The organism is Microbacterium sp. MYb72 (assembly GCF_002979415.1).
In the GTDB taxonomy this organism is placed as follows: Bacteria; Actinomycetota; Actinomycetes; order Actinomycetales; family Microbacteriaceae; genus Microbacterium; species Microbacterium natoriense.
This window is the reverse complement of record NZ_PCOT01000006.1, coordinates 1-16056: the sequence shown is the minus strand read 5'-3', so window position 1 is coordinate 16056 and position 16056 is coordinate 1. Positions and strand designations below refer to the sequence as shown.

At 70.2% G+C, this 16056-nt stretch carries 20 protein-coding genes; 7 read left to right on the top strand and 13 right to left on the bottom strand.

All coding sequences use genetic code 11. The features are described from left to right. The first annotated feature begins 184 nt into the window (after positions 1-184). The 5 genes from CQ047_RS04655 to CQ047_RS04635 are packed head-to-tail and all read left to right on the top strand — an operon-like array spanning position 185 to position 3007. Positions 185-1267 carry a M4 family metallopeptidase gene (locus CQ047_RS04655; protein WP_105673122.1) on the top strand — a complete coding sequence of 361 codons (1083 nt, stop codon included), beginning with the start codon at positions 185-187 and terminating at the stop codon, positions 1265-1267. Continuing rightward, complete coding sequence (locus CQ047_RS04650; RefSeq protein ID WP_105673121.1) at positions 1224-1553, top strand: protealysin inhibitor emfourin; 330 nt, start codon at positions 1224-1226, stop codon at positions 1551-1553. Before CQ047_RS04655 ends, CQ047_RS04650 begins: the two co-directional genes overlap by 44 nt. Before the next feature lie 33 nt (positions 1554-1586). After that, complete coding sequence (locus CQ047_RS04645) at positions 1587-1928, top strand: hypothetical protein (RefSeq protein ID WP_105673120.1); 342 nt, start codon at positions 1587-1589, stop codon at positions 1926-1928. An 18-nt stretch (positions 1929-1946) separates the two neighbouring features. Continuing rightward, the gene (locus CQ047_RS04640) at positions 1947-2162 is read left to right on the top strand and encodes a hypothetical protein (RefSeq protein ID WP_105673119.1); all 216 of its coding nucleotides are present in this window, start codon (positions 1947-1949) and stop codon (positions 2160-2162) included. 59 nt (positions 2163-2221) lie between these two features. Further along, complete coding sequence (locus CQ047_RS04635; RefSeq protein ID WP_105673118.1) at positions 2222-3007, top strand: ribonuclease H; 786 nt, start codon at positions 2222-2224, stop codon at positions 3005-3007. 106 nt (positions 3008-3113) lie between these two features. Here CQ047_RS04635 and CQ047_RS04630 read toward each other — a convergent pair whose 3' ends face one another. From CQ047_RS04630 to CQ047_RS04615, 4 genes are all read right to left on the bottom strand, one after another. Further along, positions 3114-4091: an SRPBCC family protein gene (locus CQ047_RS04630; protein WP_105673117.1), complete on the bottom strand. Its 978-nt coding sequence runs from the start codon at positions 4089-4091 to the stop codon at positions 3114-3116. A gap of 1 nt (position 4092) precedes the next feature. After that, positions 4093-4482, bottom strand: a complete 390-nt coding sequence (locus CQ047_RS04625) for a helix-turn-helix transcriptional regulator (protein WP_105673116.1) — start codon at positions 4480-4482, stop codon at positions 4093-4095. Between the two features lie 136 nt (positions 4483-4618). Beyond that, complete coding sequence (locus tag CQ047_RS04620; protein ID WP_258132480.1) at positions 4619-4936, bottom strand: helix-turn-helix domain-containing protein; 318 nt, start codon at positions 4934-4936, stop codon at positions 4619-4621. Beyond that, positions 4933-5406: an SRPBCC family protein gene (locus tag CQ047_RS04615; RefSeq protein ID WP_223587328.1), complete on the bottom strand. Its 474-nt coding sequence runs from the start codon at positions 5404-5406 to the stop codon at positions 4933-4935. The genes CQ047_RS04620 and CQ047_RS04615 overlap by 4 nt, the downstream gene beginning before the upstream one ends. 184 nt (positions 5407-5590) lie before the next feature. On the opposite strand from CQ047_RS04615, the gene CQ047_RS04610 reads away from it, so the two are divergent. Beyond that, positions 5591-7183 carry an SDR family oxidoreductase gene (locus tag CQ047_RS04610; RefSeq protein WP_105673114.1) on the top strand — a complete coding sequence of 531 codons (1593 nt, stop codon included), beginning with the start codon at positions 5591-5593 and terminating at the stop codon, positions 7181-7183. A 24-nt stretch (positions 7184-7207) separates the two neighbouring features. On the opposite strand, the gene CQ047_RS04605 is transcribed toward CQ047_RS04610, so the two are convergent. The 4 genes from CQ047_RS04605 to CQ047_RS04590 all read right to left on the bottom strand — a co-directional run bounded on the left by CQ047_RS04605 (position 7208) and on the right by CQ047_RS04590 (position 10458). Next, positions 7208-8908: an AarF/ABC1/UbiB kinase family protein gene (locus tag CQ047_RS04605; RefSeq protein WP_105673113.1), complete on the bottom strand. Its 1701-nt coding sequence runs from the start codon at positions 8906-8908 to the stop codon at positions 7208-7210. A 48-nt stretch (positions 8909-8956) separates the two neighbouring features. Next, a complete protein-coding gene (locus CQ047_RS04600) occupies positions 8957-9517 on the bottom strand; it encodes a PadR family transcriptional regulator (protein ID WP_105673112.1) in 561 nt (186 codons plus the stop codon). A 68-nt stretch (positions 9518-9585) separates the two neighbouring features. Next, positions 9586-10068 carry a hypothetical protein gene (locus CQ047_RS04595; protein ID WP_105673111.1) on the bottom strand — a complete coding sequence of 161 codons (483 nt, stop codon included), beginning with the start codon at positions 10066-10068 and terminating at the stop codon, positions 9586-9588. Positions 10069-10152: 84 nt separating this feature from the next. Next, positions 10153-10458 (bottom strand): helix-turn-helix transcriptional regulator, encoded by a 306-nt coding sequence (locus CQ047_RS04590; RefSeq protein ID WP_105673110.1) that lies wholly within the window; start codon positions 10456-10458, stop codon positions 10153-10155. 80 nt (positions 10459-10538) lie between these two features. Here CQ047_RS04590 and CQ047_RS04585 point away from each other — a divergent pair, with 80 nt between their 5' ends. Further along, the gene (locus CQ047_RS04585; RefSeq protein WP_105673109.1) at positions 10539-11762 is read left to right on the top strand and encodes an MFS transporter; all 1224 of its coding nucleotides are present in this window, start codon (positions 10539-10541) and stop codon (positions 11760-11762) included. A gap of 148 nt (positions 11763-11910) precedes the next feature. Here CQ047_RS04585 and CQ047_RS04580 read toward each other — a convergent pair whose 3' ends face one another. The 5 genes from CQ047_RS04580 to panC form a co-directional block, all read right to left on the bottom strand. Next, positions 11911-13254, bottom strand: a complete 1344-nt coding sequence (locus CQ047_RS04580; protein ID WP_258132479.1) for an HNH endonuclease signature motif containing protein — start codon at positions 13252-13254, stop codon at positions 11911-11913. 72 nt (positions 13255-13326) lie between these two features. Then, the gene (locus CQ047_RS04575) at positions 13327-13839 is read right to left on the bottom strand and encodes a hypothetical protein (protein ID WP_105673108.1); all 513 of its coding nucleotides are present in this window, start codon (positions 13837-13839) and stop codon (positions 13327-13329) included. 65 nt (positions 13840-13904) lie between these two features. Then, positions 13905-14795: a 3-methyl-2-oxobutanoate hydroxymethyltransferase gene (gene panB, locus CQ047_RS04570; protein ID WP_105673107.1), complete on the bottom strand. Its 891-nt coding sequence runs from the start codon at positions 14793-14795 to the stop codon at positions 13905-13907. Next, on the bottom strand, positions 14792-15163 hold the full coding sequence (gene panD, locus CQ047_RS04565) for an aspartate 1-decarboxylase (RefSeq protein WP_308737039.1): 372 nt from the start codon (positions 15161-15163) through the stop codon (positions 14792-14794). The genes panB and panD overlap by 4 nt, the downstream gene beginning before the upstream one ends. Before the next feature lie 11 nt (positions 15164-15174). After that, positions 15175-16026 (bottom strand): pantoate--beta-alanine ligase, encoded by an 852-nt coding sequence (gene panC, locus CQ047_RS04560; RefSeq protein WP_105673105.1) that lies wholly within the window; start codon positions 16024-16026, stop codon positions 15175-15177. Positions 16027-16056: the final 30 nt, after the last annotated feature.

Sequence of the window (16056 nt, the reverse complement as noted above, 5' to 3'; positions counted from 1 at the left end):
ACTCGTATTCTGTATACAGAACGCAGATGTGTCAAGAGACACCCCTCTTCCCCGGGGCATCGAGATCATCTCGTGACGTCATGCACAACCCCGCTCCCGGTCGTTGAGAGAGCGGAGCGAGACGACACGCCACACCCTGCGGATGCCCCGGGCGAACGTCGCACCTCCGGCGTAGGGTCGGGGCATGAGCAGCCGCACAGCATCCCCCGGAGTCGTTCCCTCCTACCTGCTCGCGCGCCTGGCCGAGTCGGGGCGGTTCCCGCACGCAGCGGCCGCCGCGCGACAGACGCTGACCGCGGGGCGCCCGCCGTTCCGCGCGCGCATCGACCTGTCGATCGACGAGAACGGCGACCTCGTGGCGCAGCTGTCCGATGCGCCGAACCGCACCATCAGCGACGCCGGCAACACGCAGAAGCTCCCCGGCATCCTGGTGCGCAGCGAAGACGATCCGCCGGTCGATGACGCCGCCGTGAACCAGGCGTTCGACGGGCTCGGCGCCACCTTCGAGCTGCTGCTCGCCGCGTTCTCGCGCAACTCCCTCGACGACGCCGGGGCGCCGCTCGACGCGAGCGTGCACTACGGCGTCGACTACGACAACGCCTTCTGGGACGGCGAGCGCATGGTCTTCGGCGACGGTGACGGAGAGGTCTTCACGGGCTTCACGGCGTCGACCACCGTGATCGGGCACGAGCTCGCGCACGGCGTCGTGCAGCACACCGCGAACCTCGAGTACCAGGGCCAGCCCGGCGCGCTGAACGAGTCGATCGCCGACGTCTTCGGCGCGCTCACCGAGCAGTACCTGCTCGGGCAGACGGCGGCCCAGGCCACGTGGCTGATCGGCGCGGAGATCTTCACGGATGCGGTCGAGGGCGAGGCTCTGCGCTCCATGCTGCACCCCGGCACGGCCTACGACGACGACGAGCTCGGCAAGGATCCGCAGCCCGACCACATGAGCGGATTCGTGCGCACGACGGAAGACAACGGCGGGGTGCACATCAACTCCGGCATCCCGAACCGCGCCTTCGCCCTGTTCGCCCGCGAGCTCGGCGGCAACGCCTGGGAGGGCGCGGGCCTGACCTGGTACCGCGCTCTGACCGGAGGACTGTCGAGCACCGCCACGTTCGCGCAGTTCGCGGAGGCGACGATCACCGCGGCGTCCGCGATCGACGACGCGACGGCGGCAGCCGCTCGACGCGCCTGGACGACCGTGGGAGTCTTGGAGGATGAGCGAGACCCCTCCTCCGGCCGAGGAGCGCACGCAGACTGACGACGACATCGTCGTCATCGCGGTCGTGCGCACCGGCGGCATCGCCGGCATCCGTCGCCGCTGGCGGGTGACCGCCGCCCCCGAGGACGCAGGGGACTGGATCGCCCTCATCGATCGCTGCCCCTGGGACGCAACGCCCTCTGACACGGAGGGCGCCGACCGCTTCGTGTGGAGCATTCGCGCCCGCACCCCGTCCGAGCGGCGGGAGCAGGAGCTGCCCGACGCGGCGCTCGACGGTCCGTGGCGCGCGCTGGTCGACGCCGTGCGGGCAGCGTCGGCGGAGTGACTACGCTGAACCCACGTCGACCCAGGGGGAACCATGCTCACACCGGATGAAGCCACGCGGCTGCTGTCACTCGCCCAGGATGCGCAGACCAGGGGCGACGTGCTCCTGCATCTGCACGTGGAGATCGGGCGTCTGACCGGGCAGACGTCGTCATGGGGTTCGGCAGACAACGGCCTGGCCGTGAACGAGAGCATCGGGTACTTCCTCGGGCAGGTCGAGCGGATCGGGTGGAGGCTCGAGCACACGGGGTACACCTTCATCGAGTCCGGGGCGACGACCTCGAACCGCGTCCTGAGCACGGGAACCGGCGTGGTCAACCACGGCGCGGTGTCGGGGTACTTCACGTTCCGGCGCGCCGCCCCCACGGCATCCTGAGCGGCGCACAATAGGGATATGGGACTTTTCCAGCACCGTCCAGAGGAAGAGGAGAACCAGTGGGTCCTCCCCTCCGAACCGCTCGATCGCGATGCGGCCGATGTGCTCGACGCCGTGCCCTCGGCCGACCCGCTGTCGCTGGGGTTCGAGGGGCAGGTGACCTCGATCGTCTTCCCCGTCGCGCCGGTGCTGCCGGAGGCCGGAGCCGACGAGACGGGCGAACCGAAGGACTGACGGGGTTCTGACACCGCCCGCCGCCGGGCGGTGTCGCCGACCGCGGCTACGGTGGAGGGATGACGATCACCGCCGCCGCAGACGGCTCCGCCCTGGGCAACCCCGGCCCGAACGGCTGGGCCTGGTACATCGACGACGCGAACTGGGCCGCCGGCGGCTCACCGCACGGCACGAACAACCAGGGAGAGCTGCAGGCCGTGCTGGAGCTGCTGCGCGCCACGGCCGGCACCTCCGAGAAGCTGGTGATCGAGTGCGACAGCAAGTACGTGATCGACTCGATCACCAAGTGGATGCCGGGCTGGAAGCGCAAGGGATGGCGCAAGTCCGACGGCGGACCCGTGCTGAACCGCGACCTGATGGAGGCGCTCGACGAGGCCATGCGAGGCCGCGACGTGACGTTCGAGTGGGTCAAGGGCCACGCGGGGCACCCCCTGAACGAAGCGGCGGACGAGCGTGCGAACGGCGCGGCCAAGGCGTACCAGGCGAAGCAGGAGCCGAACCGCGGCCCCGGTTTCACGCGGGGCGCGGCGGATGTCGATGCCCCCATGGCGACGCAGCCCGACCGGGACTGGCTCGCTCCGGCCGACGACGCGAGGGCGGACTCTCCCTCCCCCGCCGCTGCACCTACTGCTGCATTCGTCGCCCCCGTCGCGCCTCCCGCCGACCTTCCCGCCGAGCCGCTGTGGGCCGAAGCCTCCGACCTCTTCGACGGTCTCGACGATGCTCCCGCAGACGACCCGATCGAGCTGCGCCTCACGCTCAGCGGCGATGAGCACGCGCGTCTCGCCGACCTCGCCGACGCGCAGGGCGTCACCCTCGAAGAGGCGCTGCGCCGCCTGATCTGAGCCGTGCGTCGACACGGCGTTCACAACTCCTCACGAATCACGGCCGACGGCGCAGAAAAGGCCGGCTCCCGCGGGATCCGGCCTCTTCTTGAGGAGTTGTGAACGCTCAGACGGCGAGCAGCTCCCGCTCCAGGCGGGCGTACGAGGCTTCCATGCCGTCGGTCATGCCGGTGGCGAGGATCATGTCGCGCGTCTCCTTGTCGGGGTACTCGATGAGGAGGGTGATGAGCGTCGCGCCGTCCTCTTCGTAGAGGTTGAGGTCGTTGAGCGTCTCCGTCGGCATCCCGGTCATGCGTTCCGTGGTGACCGCGCGGCGAGGGGCGTCGACGAGCAGCGCCTCCCCCTCGAATCCGAAGGGCTGGCCTTCGGTGTCACCCACCGGCGCCCACGAGGTGCGGTACGTGTCCCCGGGCGCGGTCGCGACCACGCACTCGGTCATCTCCCACCCGTCGGGTCCGAGCAGCCACTGCTTCATGAGTTCGGCCTCGTGGTGTGCGCGCCAGACCAGCTCGCGCGGACCCTCGACGAGCCGGGTGATGCGCACGTGCGTGTCGTCGATGAGCTCGGTGCGGGTGCCCTTGCCCTGCGCGTAGTCGCGGAGGTCCTGCAGCACGGCGTCGAGCTGGGCCATCGCCATCTTCGTGCCCTCGACCGCGCCCATCGACACGACCTGCTCCAGCGCATCGGCAGACGCGAAGTGGCTGGTGGTGACCATGCGCGTCCCCACCTCGGAGGGCTCGAACGTGAAGACCATCCGCATCGAGGGCAGGTCGGAGTCGGGCGTGCCCTCCTCGTCGGCGAAGGCATCGAGCACCTCGAAGCCGTGCGGGGCGTCGATGCGCAGGAACTCCCACGTACCAGAGGCCTTCTCGCCGCGGGGGCCGTTCATCGTGTAGTTGGCCTTGCCTCCGACCGTGTGGTCCCAGGCGGTGAAGGTCGCCGGCCATCCGGGAGGACCCCAGAAGCGCTCGAGCTGGCGCGGCTCGCTGTACGCGGCCCAGACCCGCTCGATCGGCGCCGCGAAATCGGCGACGACGGTCATCGTCAGGTTCTCGGCATCGGTGATGACGTCGGTGACAGGCATGTCACTCTCCTTCTTCTCTTCGTTCGTTGTCGGTGGCGTTGTCTGCTCGACCCGCAGGCGCTTCGGCCAGCAGGTCGTCGAGCCGGGCGATGCGCGACCGCCACAGCTCTTCGTATCGGGCGAGGAGCGCCCTGGCGCGGGCGATCATCTCGGGGTTCGCGCGGACGAGCCGCTCGCGCCCATCGGCGCGCTTGACGATGAGGTTCGCCGCTTCGAGCACGGACACGTGCTTCTGCACCGCGGCGAAGGACATCTCGTATTCGGAGGCGAGGGTCGAGACGGACTGCTCCCGCTCGATCGTCCGGCGCAGGATGTCGCGCCGGGTCGCCGTCGCCAGTGCGTGGAACACACGGTCGACCTCCGCTTCGCTGAGTTCTCTTTGTACAACCATTTGGTTGTACGTTATGCGACGACGGATGCCGTGTCAAGAAGTTCTGCGAAAGCGAATGCGGGCGCGACGGCTATCCGGCGCGCAGCCCCACCGATTCTCGACGCAGGCCGGAACGCGCCGACCCGAACCAGACGGCTCACAGCCCTTCGGCGATCTCCTTGATCGCGGCGAGGCGGCGGTCCCAGTCCCGGCCGATGGCGTCGAGCTTCGCGGCGGTCACGGCGAGCTCGGCGCCGATCACCCGGAAGCGCACCTCGCGCCCGACCGGGATCGGCTCGACGAGGCCGACCTCCTGCAGGACCACCAGGTGCTTCGCGATGGCCTGACGGCTCACCGGCAGGCGCCCGGCGAGGGCGGATGCCGAGGCATCCCCCTCGCCGAGAGCCGTCAGGATGCTCCACCGCGTCTCGTCTGCGAGAGCGGCGAACATGGGGATCAGAGTGTCCGCGGTCACACTTCACCTTCGACCAGGGCGACGAGCTTGTCCAGCTCGGAGTCCCAGCCGGTGCGGTGGCTCTCGAGGTTCTCGAGCGGGGCCGACGTGCGCTCGAAGCCGCTCTCGACGACGGTGAGCTGCGTGCCGCCGTCGATCGGCTCCAGCGTGAACGTGAAGACCGTCGAGGTCTCGGGGTCGAGCACCTCAGGTCGTGCATCCTGCGCGTCGTCGTTGCCCCAGCGGTAGGCGATGAGGTTCGGCTCGTCGCAGGCCTCGACGCGCAGCGGGATCGCCCCGTAGTCGGGGAACGTCATCGTGCCGGTCGCTCCGACGCCGGCGCCGTCGAGCACCGTGCGGCCGAACCAGCGCGAGATGTGCTCCGGTTCGGTCACGGCGCGCCAGACCTTGTCGACGGATGCCGCGATGCGGATCGTGCGCCGCACCGAGAACGTCTCCTCGTCGACGACGGATGCGGGGTTCTCAGTCATGTTGACCATCATGGTTCCTTTCCCGGGGGTGCGGCCGGATCGCCGTTCACCTGCAACTCAAGAGTTGCACATACTCCCCACTAACGCAACCCTGGAGTTGCACTTGTTCGACGGCCCCGTCTCACGTCCGGAGCGTTCGCGCAACCCGCTGTGACCTCGAGCACCACGCGCCTACGCTCGGAGCATGGCCGAGCTCACCCAGCCCACCGGACACGAAGACGCACTGCGCGCCCTCCCGCGCGACGACGGCACCCCGCCGCGCGCGCTGGTGCTCGGCGCGACCGGCTACATCGGCGGACGCCTCACCCCGCGACTCCTGAACGCCGGATACCGCGTGCGCATCCTCGCGCGCGACGCAGCGCGGGCGGCATCCTTCCCCTGGGGAGCCGACTGCGAGATCGTCGAGGGCTCAGCCGACGACGCGGATGCCGTCGCCGACGCCGTGCGCGATGTCGACGTCGTCTACTACCTGATCCACTCGATGAGCGCGGGCAAGGGCTTCGAGGAGGCGGACGAGAGGGCGGCGGAGACCGTCGCCGAGGCCGCGGCGGCCGCAGGCGTGCACCGCATCGTGTACCTGGGCGGGCTGCATCCCGCCGACGTCGCGCTCTCCCCGCACCTGCGCTCCCGCGTGCGCGTCGGAGAGATCCTCCTGGCGTCCGGCGTGCCGACGCTCGTGCTGCAGGCGGGCGTGGTGATCGGCTCCGGCTCGGCATCCTTCGAGATGATCCGGCACCTGACCGAGGTGCTGCCGTACATGCCGGCGCCGAAGTGGGTGCGCAACCGCATCCAGCCGATCGCGGTGCGCGACGTGCTGCACTACCTCCTCGGGGCGGCCCGCGTGGATGCCGACGTCAATCGCGCCGTCGACATCGGCGGACCCGACGTGCTGCGTTACGGACAGATGATGAACGGCTATGCCGTCGAGGCCGGACTCTCGCAGCGGGCGATCGCCGCGCTGCCCGTGCTCACGCCGGGGCTCGCCTCGCACTGGGTGAACCTCGTCACCCCGGTGCCCCGCGCGATCGCGCGGCCGCTCGTCGCATCGCTGCAGAACGAGTGCGTCGTGAAGGACAGGGCGGTGGACGAGATCATCCCGCTCCCGTCGGGCGGGCTCACGCCCTACCGCCAGGCCGTCTCGCTCGCGCTGGGCCGGCTCGACGCCGACAGCGTGGAGACCAGCTGGCAGGATGCGGAGGTGTCCGGCGCCCCGAGCGACCCGCTGCCGAGCGACCCCGACTGGGCCGGCCGCACGGTGTTCACCGACGCGCGCACCGTCGAGACCGACGCCTCGGCCGCCGACCTGTGGCGCGTCATCGTCGGCATCGGCGGGGAGAACGGGTGGTACTCGTCGCCGCTGCTCTGGGCCGTGCGCGGGTGGATGGACCGGCTCGTGGGCGGAGTCGGGCTTCAACGAGGACGCCGCAGCCGCAGCGCCGCGAGGGTCGGCGACGCGATCGACTTCTGGCGCGTCGAGGCCGTCGAGCATGCGGATGCCGGGAGCCTCCTGCGCCTGCGCGCCGAGATGAAGGTGCCCGGCGACGCCTGGCTGGAGCTGCGGGCGGTGCCGGAGGGGGATCGGGCGAGGTACGAGCAGCGGGCCGTTTTCTTCCCCCGCGGACTGGGCGGGCGGCTGTACTGGCTGGCCGTGCTGCCGTTCCACGGCTTCATCTTCGCGGGCATGGCGGCGCGGATCACCGCGGCGGCCGAGATGCCCAGAGAGCCGATGACTCCGGTCGCGGACATCGCGGACGACGCCGCCCCCTCGCACACCTGACCGTCGCGCGACGCCCAGGACGGACTAGCGCGGCCCGCGCCGACCCACGCCCGCGAACAGCGAGTGCAGCAGCGGGAGCACCGACACGCAGACGAGAGTGATCCCCAGCGGCGGAGCGGACGGGACGAGCAGGGCGCCGCCGATGAGCAGCGCCGCGAACAGCACGCCGGAGGCGATGCGCCTCGCGATGCCCTCCAGACGATCGAGCCGTCGTTCGAGGCGCGACGTGTCGAAGGTCACGCTGCCCTCGTCGACGCGCGTGATGATGTCGTCGATCCGCTTCGGCAGCCGCCAGGTCACGGCGGCGTTCTGCATGGCCTGCTTCGCGAGGTCCTGAATCAGGTTCCCGGACTCGTCGCGCAGCAGGCGCCCGGCGTAGGGCTCCGCGGCATCCCACACGTTGAACGACGGGTCGAGGCTGCTGCACATGCCCGACGTCAACGAGACGGCACGGATCAGGAGCAGCATGTTCTCGGGGAGCTGGAGGGGCAGCGACCGCACCATGTCGCCGAACTCGTCGGCGAAGTCGCGGAACTCCCGCGGGTCGACCGTGCTGAGTTCGGCGAAGCCCATGCCGCCGAAACGCGCGAACAGGGCGGTCAGCGCGCGTTCGAGCTCGGCCGTGTCGGCCGAGGGCAGCAGCACGCCGATCTCCTGCGCGGCCTTCACGAGGCCACGGCTGTCGCGCCCGGCGATCGCGATGAGGAGGGTGCGCAGCCCGTCGCGGAGGCTGTCGGGCACCTCGGCCATCATCCCGAAGTCGATGAAGGTGAGCCGGAAGCCGCGTTCCCCGGCGGCGGATGCCGGCACCGGGGTCACGAAGATGTTGCCGGGGTGCGGGTCGGCGTGCACGAAGCTGTGGGTGAAGACCTGGTCGAACATGACCTCGGCGAACACGTCGGCGACCTCGGAGGGGTCGATGCCCGCCGTCCGCAGGGCGTCGGTGTCGTTGATCTTGATCGCGGTGACGTCCGACAGGGTCAGGACGCGGCGCGTGGAGCGCTCCCAGACGATCTCGGGGGTGTCGACGCGGGGGTCCTCGGCGAAGTTCTCGCGGAACCTCTCGGCGCTCGCGGCCTCGTGCAGGTAGTCGATCTCCTCGAGGCTCGTCTGCGCGAACTCCTCGACGAGACCGGGGGCGTCGACGCGGTCGGCGACGATCCGCACGCGGGTGAGCCAGCGCGCGACCCGGCGGAGGGCGGCGAGGTCGGTCGCGACGATCGCGTCGATGCCCGGTCGCTGCACCTTGACGACGACGTTCTCGAGGCCGGTGTCGGCGGCGTCGAGGTCGGAGAGTCGGGCGCGGTGCGCCTGGCCGAGGGATGCCGCGGCCACGGGGTTCTCGTCGAACCACGCGTAGGCGCGCTCCAGCGGAACCCCCAGCTCGTCCTCGGCGACGACGCGGATGTCGGCGAACGGCACGGCGGGCACCTCGTCCTGCAGCCCTTCCAGCTCCTTCGTGATCTCCGGCGGGAGCACGTCGAGGCGGGACGACATGAACTGCCCGACCTTGATCATGAGCCCGCCCAGAGCGATCGCGAGGGCGTGGAAGCGCCGGGCGAAGCGCTGCATCCGACCGGCGCGCGTGCGCTCGGACACCCGGCTCAGCCCGATGCGGGGCAGGACGAGCTCGAACCACCAGATGGCGAGGAACTCGCGCGCCGCGAACGACAGGATGCGGCGGTAGCGGGCGCGGTGGGCGCCCTGCGCCGCAGCATCCGTCATCGCGCCGTCCTCTCGCTGCTCCTCAGCGGAGGCCGCACTGCCACGCGGTCAGTCCTGGGCGAGGATCGAGTACAGCCTACGACGGGCCTCGTCGAGCACCTCGATGGCCTGCTGGACCTGCTCGGGCGACCCCGTGCGCCCCACCTGGGCGGCAGCCGCGGCGAGGTCGACGCCGGCCTTGGGCAGCGCGCTGAAGCGGGTGTGGTCGCGGGGTCCTGAGGCCTCCCACGGCGCGGGGGTCTCGGTGGCCTCGGCGGCGACCTCTGCTCCGGCATCCGTGAGCGAGTAGGTCTTGCGGCCGTTCTGCTCCTCGGCGGTGATGAGGCCCTCGTCGGCGAGCAGCTGCAGGGTCGGGTAGACCGAGCCGGCGCTGGGCTTCCAGCTGCCGCCGCTGCGCTCGGCGATCTCGTTGATGATCTGGTAGCCGTGCATGGGTTTCTCGGCGAGAAGCGAGAGCACGGCCGTGCGGACGTCGCCTCGCGCCATGCGCGAGCCGCCGCTGGGTCGGGGCGCGAACGAGATGCGCAGCTGCTCCATGGCCTCGAAGAGGGCGGATGCCGGTCCGGCGCCCGCACCCGCGAACGGGTTCGAGGGGAATGAGTTGTTCATGGTGACCTCCCGATATCGGTAGCGATACTCAACGATATGTCGTTGAGGCTGGGAGTGGGGTGGGAATCTCAGACGTCGAGACGGCCATGCACGACGCCCCACGACTTCGTGACCGGGTCGAGGATCGCGGGAACCTCGGAGTGCGGAGCCGCTCGACCCGCCTCCACGCACTGCCCCTCGCTGCACTGATGCTGCACGACCACGAGCTCCTCCTCTGGCAGGCGGAGGAAGAGCCGGAAGACGATGCTCTCGTCGGCGATCTCCTCCGATCGCAGCACGCGGAGGGCGGTCGGGGCGCCGACCCTGACCAGCTCGACCGTGGCTGCCGCGCTCATACCCACGTGGAACCAGAGGCTCAGGCCGACGACCCCGAGGAACACGCTGACGAGGAACACCGACACGACGACCCACCAGTCGGGCACGGCGAGGATGCTCAGGACCACGCCGACGAGACCGACCACGACGAGCATGGCCGCGATGATGCGCTGACCGACCGCGCCGCGGAGGCTGGTCAGCTCGACCTCGGTCCATTCCGGGGGTTCGACGGGCATGTGGTCACTCTAGGGCGCGCCGTCGCGGACGCGGGCTTCCGGGGGCCCGTCGGCTTTCGGAGGGCTCAGTTAGCTTCCGAGGTCTCAGTCGCGCAGCACGGAGTCGAGCAGGCCGGGGAACAGCTCGTCGAGGTCGTCGCGGCGCAGCGTCAGCGTGCGCCGGCGCCCGTTGGGCTCGTTGCGGATGACACCCGCTTCACGGAGCACCTTCATGAAGTGCGACTTGGTCGACTTCGGCAGGTTCGGGTCGGTGGAGTGGCAGGCGGCCATGTCGAGAGGGCCGTCGGCGAGCTGTCGCGTGATCGCCAGGCGCTCGGGGTCGCTGAGCGCGAAGAGCACGTCGGTGAGCCGGATGTCGGATCGATCCGGGTGCGGGAGGTCGCCAGGCATGGTTCGAGAATAGTTGAACAATCGACGGATGGCGAGTACGCTCCGATAGTTCGATGATTCTCGAACCGACAGGAGAGGTCATGACCATCACCCAGCCGATCGTCACTCCGGGGGCGACCCGCTCGCCCGCCGGGCCGCGGCGCGCACGGTTCGGTTTCGGGCTCGCGATCGCGGCGCAGATCGCGATGATGATCGGCGCGAGCGCTCCGTCGCCCTTCTACCCGGTGCTCGCGCAGGACATCGGGTTCGACGCGATCGTGATCAGTGCGGTGTTCGCCGTGTACGCGATCGCCCTGCTGCTCGCGCTGCTCACCGCGGGGTCCCTCTCCGATCATGTCGGGCGTCGGCCGGTAGCGATCGCCGGGTTCCTGCTGCTCGCCGCGAGTATGGCGCTGTTCTGGCATGCCGACTCCGTCACGGCGCTCGTGCTCGCCCGCGTGCTGCAGGGCGTCGCGAGCGGCATTCTGATCTCCGCACTGTCGGCCGCCGTGCTCGACCTCGCGCCGCGTGGACGGACGGCCACCGCCGCACTGTGGAACGCGCTCAGCCCCGGCATCGGCCTCGCGCTGGGGGCGCTCGTCTCTGGAGTCGCCCTGGACCTCACCGGTCAGCCGCTGCTCGACGTGTTCGCCCCGCTCACCGTCGTGTACGTCGTGCTGGCGGCGCTGTTCCTGCTGGCGCCGGAGACCGCGCCGCGGCGACCGGGGGCATGGGCGTCTCTGAGCTTCCGGCTCTCGATCCCCGCCGGCATCCGCGCGGATTTCTGGCGTGCGGCGCCCGCGGTGATCGCCGGCTGGGCGACCGGCGGACTGTTCCTGTCGCTCGGCGCGACGATCGTGCGCACTGAGCTGGGCGGGGAGGCGCACACCTGGCAGGGGCTCTCGGTGGCGATGCTCGCCGGGGTCGGAGCGCTCACCGCGTTCGCGATGCGGCGGCGTCGCCCCCGTACGACGGTGATCTTCGGCACGGCCGCTCTCGCGTCCGGCACGGCGCTGTCTCTCCTGGCGCTCGGGGCGGGGTCGCTGCCGTTCTATCTCGTGGCCACGGCGATCACGGGCATGGGCTTCGGCACCGCGTTCTCGGGGGTCGTCGCTTCGCTGGCTCCGCGCATCCCGGCGACGGAGCGGGCGGACACGTTCGCCGTGATCTTCCTGCTCGCCTATCTCGCGTTCGGCGTTCCGGCGGTGGTCGCCGGCGCCCTGGTCGGCGTGGTCGGGCTCGGTCCGGTGTGCGTCGGCTACGGACTCGTCGTGATCGCCCTGGCGGTGGTGGCGCTCGTGCTGCGGGTGCGGCGCGGGGAGTAGTGGGATGCCGGCGCGGCCAGTGTGACGGATGCCCTGGGGGGCTCGGGTGCCGGTCGCGTGACGGTCACCCGTGCAAGCCTGCGGGCGGTTTGTTCGCGTAAGTAGAGCTCACGTGATGATCGTTCGCGCGAGGGGAGCCCGCGCCGCCTCACGCCGCGATGTCGAACCGCGCGCGCCCGCCCAGTCTCGGCGTGCGGGACGCGTCGACGTATGCGGGCGGAATGAACCACACCCGCGCCGAGACCCCCGCACCGTCGATGCGGATCTCCCACCCGTTGTCGTGGATGCGGTGATGACAGCTCTCGCAGAGCAGCACACCGTTCGACAGGTCTGTCGGACCTCGGTCCCTCCGCCACCAGCGGATGTGATGAGCCTTCGTCATTCCCGGCGGGAGGCCGCACATCGCGCATCCGCCATCGCGTTCGACGAGGGCGAGGCGCTGCGCCCGCGTGAAGAGCCGCTTCTCCCGCCCCCAGTCGAGGATCTCGCTGTCGCCGCCGAGAACACAGGGGATGACTCCGCCACCAGCGGCCATCCTGCGGGCCGCTCCGACGCTGATCGGCTGATCGATGCCGTCGATCGTCGCCGAACCGGTCCCGGACTCGAGGTCGTCGAGGGTCATCCGCACGATGACGGTCGCACCGGCCAGCGGGAGCCGTCGGTTCTCACACCCGAGGACGTGCGCGCACACGGCCGACAGCGCGTCAGCCTGAAGCATAGGGATCGTCCGCCGGTCAACATCGGGCGCATCGACGTCGGGCGCATCCTTGCGCGCCGCGAACGCCGCGGTGACGTACCCGCGGATGGCGGTGACGAGCGGCGCCGCGGTCTCAGCATCCAGTTGCGCGGAGAGATGCAGCATTCCGTCGCGCTCGAACATGGTGAGCGACCGGCGTGAGCGCTGCTCGTCCGACCGCGGCTCGACACCGTCGGGATCGAGCCACGCTTCGGCGCGCACGACGAGTGTGCGGACCTCGTCGAGCGCGAGCCCTGCGGCCGCCGCGGTCAGCACGCGCTCACCCTCCGCCACTCGCTCCGCACCGGCCGCGACGCGGCAGCGTTCGAGCAGGCCGATGATCAGCGACGCCGCCTGCGCCCCGATCTCCCCCGCGGCGAGCGCGGCACGGACGAGCGGATAGCGCGCGGGGAGACGAGCCCCCAGCAGGTCAGTGCGGGGCGCGGTCGCCTCACCCACCGAGACCAGCCGCGACGCGTCGCCGGTCGAGACGCCGACCGTTGCGGCGATCAGCTTCGCCGGCGACCGGAAGCCCTGTTGCTTCGCCAGCCCCTCGGCCCCCAGTTCAGGGCGCGACTCCCGCGAGATGGAGGCCGCCACGTCGACGTGCACGGCATCCAGTCGCCTGCGCACCACGCCGAGGGCCTCGTTCACGGCGAGAAGCTGCTCTCGACTCAGGTCGGTCGAGTCGCCGGCATCCGCCCACGCCTCATCGAGGCGGGACATCGCCTCCTGCAGACCGACCAGCTTCGACATGCCTCCATTTTAGGAGAGATGAGGGCGAGTTTCGTAGTTATGTTCTAATGGATTCCAGAACACCGGCATGCGTCAACTGCGCTGCGTAAGGAGGCCATCGGCTTCGCGAGCCCAGAGGAGGTTGGAGCTGTCGCGGAACGTCATACCGACGATGCGTCGCTTCTTCGACTTCGTGACAGGACGGATCTCATCGTCGAACGAGCGCAGCCGAGACGCGAACTCCCACCCGTACGCCTCGTTGCTCTCTCCGAGGTAGTAAGCACCAGGGGGCAGGACCGTGAGCACGATCGGCCGGCGCTCCTTGCCATACGCGTCCGTCACCCGCACTTCGACGTCGTAGATCGCCTGTTCGGACGAGTTCGCCACCACTGCTCCGAAGGTCGTGGCGTCGTCACCGATCCGCGAGGCGACCCACGCGAACACCGTGCTCGCCTGACTCTGCATCTCCCTCGCGGCTGCCGCCGCATCACGTTTGCCCTCCATGTCGAGGAGCCGCGCAGCATGCCTCGCTCCGAGTATCGCGGCGATGAGGGCGCCGACGGCGGTCAGAGCGGTCACGATGTCTGCGAAGGATCCGAGCTGCATGACCGTCACCCTAGAAAGGGGCGCGGACGAAACGGGGCCGAAAAGAACAGATACCGGGAAAACCCCTACTTCCGACTGTCGATGTCCCACCGCTCAGCGAGCAGCTCCCCGAGCCGCCGGGCCTCGGCCTCCGGCATCCCGTATCCGTGCTCCGGCGCCGGGTACACGCCCTCGCGCACCTCGTCGGCGTAGGCTTCGACGCCCGCTACGGCGGCAGAGCGGAGGTCGGCGTAGCGCTTGACGAACTTGGCGGCGCTGCCCGGATAGAGGCCGAGGAGGTCGTGGAAGACGAGGACCTGCCCGTCGGCATCCGCTCCGGCGCCGATGCCGATCACGGGGATGTCGAGCAGCGGCATGAGCGCCGCGGTGACCTCCGACGGCACGGCTTCGACGACGAGCAGCGAGACGCCGGCCGCCTGCAGGGCGAGCGCGTCGTCGATCACGGCGAGGGCGGCCTCGGCAGTGCGGCCCTGGGCGCGGTAGCCGCCGAGGGCGGTCGCGGTCTGCGGGGTGAGTCCGACGTGGCCGACGACGGGGATGCCGGCGCTCACGAGCGCGCGGGCGCGGTCGACGGTCGTGCCGCCGCGCTCGATCTTGACGAGGTCGACGCCCGCCTCCTTGACGAAGCGCCGGGCCGTCTCGATCGCCTCGGCGTCTGAGGCCTCGTATGAGCCGAACGGCAGGTCACCGACGAGGAGCGGGCGGTCGAGTCCGCGGCGGACCGCCTTCGTGAGCATGAGCATCTCGTCGACCGTGACGGGCACGGTGCTGTCGTAGCCGAGCACTGTCATCGCGGCGGAGTCGCCGACGAGAACGAGGTCGACCCCGGCATCCTCGACGATCTGCGCGCTCGGGAAGTCGTAGGCCGTGACCATGACGAGGCGCTCACCCGCGGCCTTCTTGGCGGCGAGGTCGCCGAGGGTGAGGCGCTTCGTGGGGGCGGCGTGGGCGCTCACGCTGTCACCAGCTCTCCGACGGCGTCGTCGACCCTGATGATCGTGTTGCTCCGGTCGACGTGCACGACGGTCGGCTCGTAGTCTTCAAGGTCATCTCGGGAGTAGTCGGCGTAGGAGATGACGATGATCGTGTCGCCCGTGTGCACAAGGCGCGCGGCGGCGCCGTTGACCTGGACGACGCCGGTTCCACGCTCTCCTTCGAGGGCGTAGGTCACGAAGCGCGCGCCGTTGTCGACGTCGACGACGTGCACCTGCTCGTGCGGGCGGATGTCGGAGGCCTCGAGCAGGATGGGGTCGATCGTGATGGAGCCGACGTAGTGGAGGTCGCTGCCGGTGACGGTGGCGCGGTGGATCTTCGACTTCAGCATGGTGCGGAGCATCAGGCGTCGCCCTTCAGGAGGTGATTGTCGATCAGTCGAGCGGCGCCGACACGGGCGGCGACGGCGATCAGGGTGTCTCTCGTGGTGTCAGCGACGGGCTCGAGGGTCTCGGCGTCGCGGAGCTCGAGGTACTCGGGGTGGATGCCGGCATCCTTGAACACTTTCAGCGCGGCGATGCGGATGCTGCCGGCATCCCGCTCTCCTCCATCGTGCAGAGCCTGGGCGGCGTCGAGGGCGCGATTGAGCGCTGTGGCCTGCTGCCGGGCGGCGGGGTCGAGGTAGACGTTGCGCGAGCTCATGGCGAGCCCGTCGACTTCGCGGACGATGGGGCACGCCTCGATGCGGACGTCGAGGTCGAGGTCGCGCACCACGCGCCGCACGACCAGGACCTGCTGAGCATCCTTCTGTCCGAAGTAGGCGACGTCGGGGCGGACGATGCCGAACAGCTTGGTGACGACGGTGGCGACGCCGTCGAAGTGGTGCGCGCCACGGCTCGCACCGTCGAGGACGTCGGTGATGCCGGCGACGTGGATGCTGGTGGCGAAGCCGTGCGGATAGACCTCGTCGGGCGCGGGGGCGAAGAGGATGTCGACGCCCTCCGCCTCAGCCTGCGCGGCATCACGCGCTTCGTCGCGCGGGTAGGTGCTGAGGTCTTCGTTCGGGGCGAACTGCGTCGGGTTGACGAAGAGGGAGACGACGACGAGGTCGTTCTCTTGGCGAGCGCGGCGCATGAGGGAGAGGTGTCCCTCGTGGAACGCGCCCATCGTGGGGACGAGGCCGACGGTTCTTTGTTTGGCCCTGGCTTCGCCGACCGCCTCGCGGACCTCGGGGATCGTGCGGAGGATCTTCATGCGCGGTCCTTCTCGGGGGTATGTGGGTCG

Bases quoted from the DNA above. Each gene is read 5' to 3' on its own strand.
- CQ047_RS04655 (WP_105673122.1), top strand. From the start codon at position 185: ATGAGCAGCCGCACAGCATCCCCCGGAGTCGTTCCCTCCTACCTGCTC.
- CQ047_RS04650 (WP_105673121.1), top strand. From the start codon at position 1,224: ATGAGCGAGACCCCTCCTCCGGCCGAGGAGCGCACGCAGACTGACGAC.
- CQ047_RS04645 (WP_105673120.1), top strand. From the start codon at position 1,587: ATGCTCACACCGGATGAAGCCACGCGGCTGCTGTCACTCGCCCAGGAT.
- CQ047_RS04640 (WP_105673119.1), top strand. From the start codon at position 1,947: ATGGGACTTTTCCAGCACCGTCCAGAGGAAGAGGAGAACCAGTGGGTC.
- CQ047_RS04635 (WP_105673118.1), top strand. From the start codon at position 2,222: ATGACGATCACCGCCGCCGCAGACGGCTCCGCCCTGGGCAACCCCGGC.
- CQ047_RS04630 (WP_105673117.1), bottom strand. From the start codon at position 4,091: ATGCCTGTCACCGACGTCATCACCGATGCCGAGAACCTGACGATGACC.
- CQ047_RS04625 (WP_105673116.1), bottom strand. From the start codon at position 4,482: ATGGTTGTACAAAGAGAACTCAGCGAAGCGGAGGTCGACCGTGTGTTC.
- CQ047_RS04615 (WP_223587328.1), bottom strand. From the start codon at position 5,406: ATGACTGAGAACCCCGCATCCGTCGTCGACGAGGAGACGTTCTCGGTG.
- CQ047_RS04610 (WP_105673114.1), top strand. From the start codon at position 5,591: ATGGCCGAGCTCACCCAGCCCACCGGACACGAAGACGCACTGCGCGCC.
- CQ047_RS04605 (WP_105673113.1), bottom strand. From the start codon at position 8,908: ATGACGGATGCTGCGGCGCAGGGCGCCCACCGCGCCCGCTACCGCCGC.
- CQ047_RS04600 (WP_105673112.1), bottom strand. From the start codon at position 9,517: ATGAACAACTCATTCCCCTCGAACCCGTTCGCGGGTGCGGGCGCCGGA.
- CQ047_RS04595 (WP_105673111.1), bottom strand. From the start codon at position 10,068: ATGCCCGTCGAACCCCCGGAATGGACCGAGGTCGAGCTGACCAGCCTC.
- CQ047_RS04590 (WP_105673110.1), bottom strand. From the start codon at position 10,458: ATGCCTGGCGACCTCCCGCACCCGGATCGATCCGACATCCGGCTCACC.
- CQ047_RS04585 (WP_105673109.1), top strand. From the start codon at position 10,539: ATGACCATCACCCAGCCGATCGTCACTCCGGGGGCGACCCGCTCGCCC.
- CQ047_RS04580 (WP_258132479.1), bottom strand. From the start codon at position 13,254: ATGTCGAAGCTGGTCGGTCTGCAGGAGGCGATGTCCCGCCTCGATGAG.
- CQ047_RS04575 (WP_105673108.1), bottom strand. From the start codon at position 13,839: ATGCAGCTCGGATCCTTCGCAGACATCGTGACCGCTCTGACCGCCGTC.
- panD (WP_308737039.1), bottom strand. From the start codon at position 15,163: ATGCTGAAGTCGAAGATCCACCGCGCCACCGTCACCGGCAGCGACCTC.
- panC (WP_105673105.1), bottom strand. From the start codon at position 16,026: ATGAAGATCCTCCGCACGATCCCCGAGGTCCGCGAGGCGGTCGGCGAA.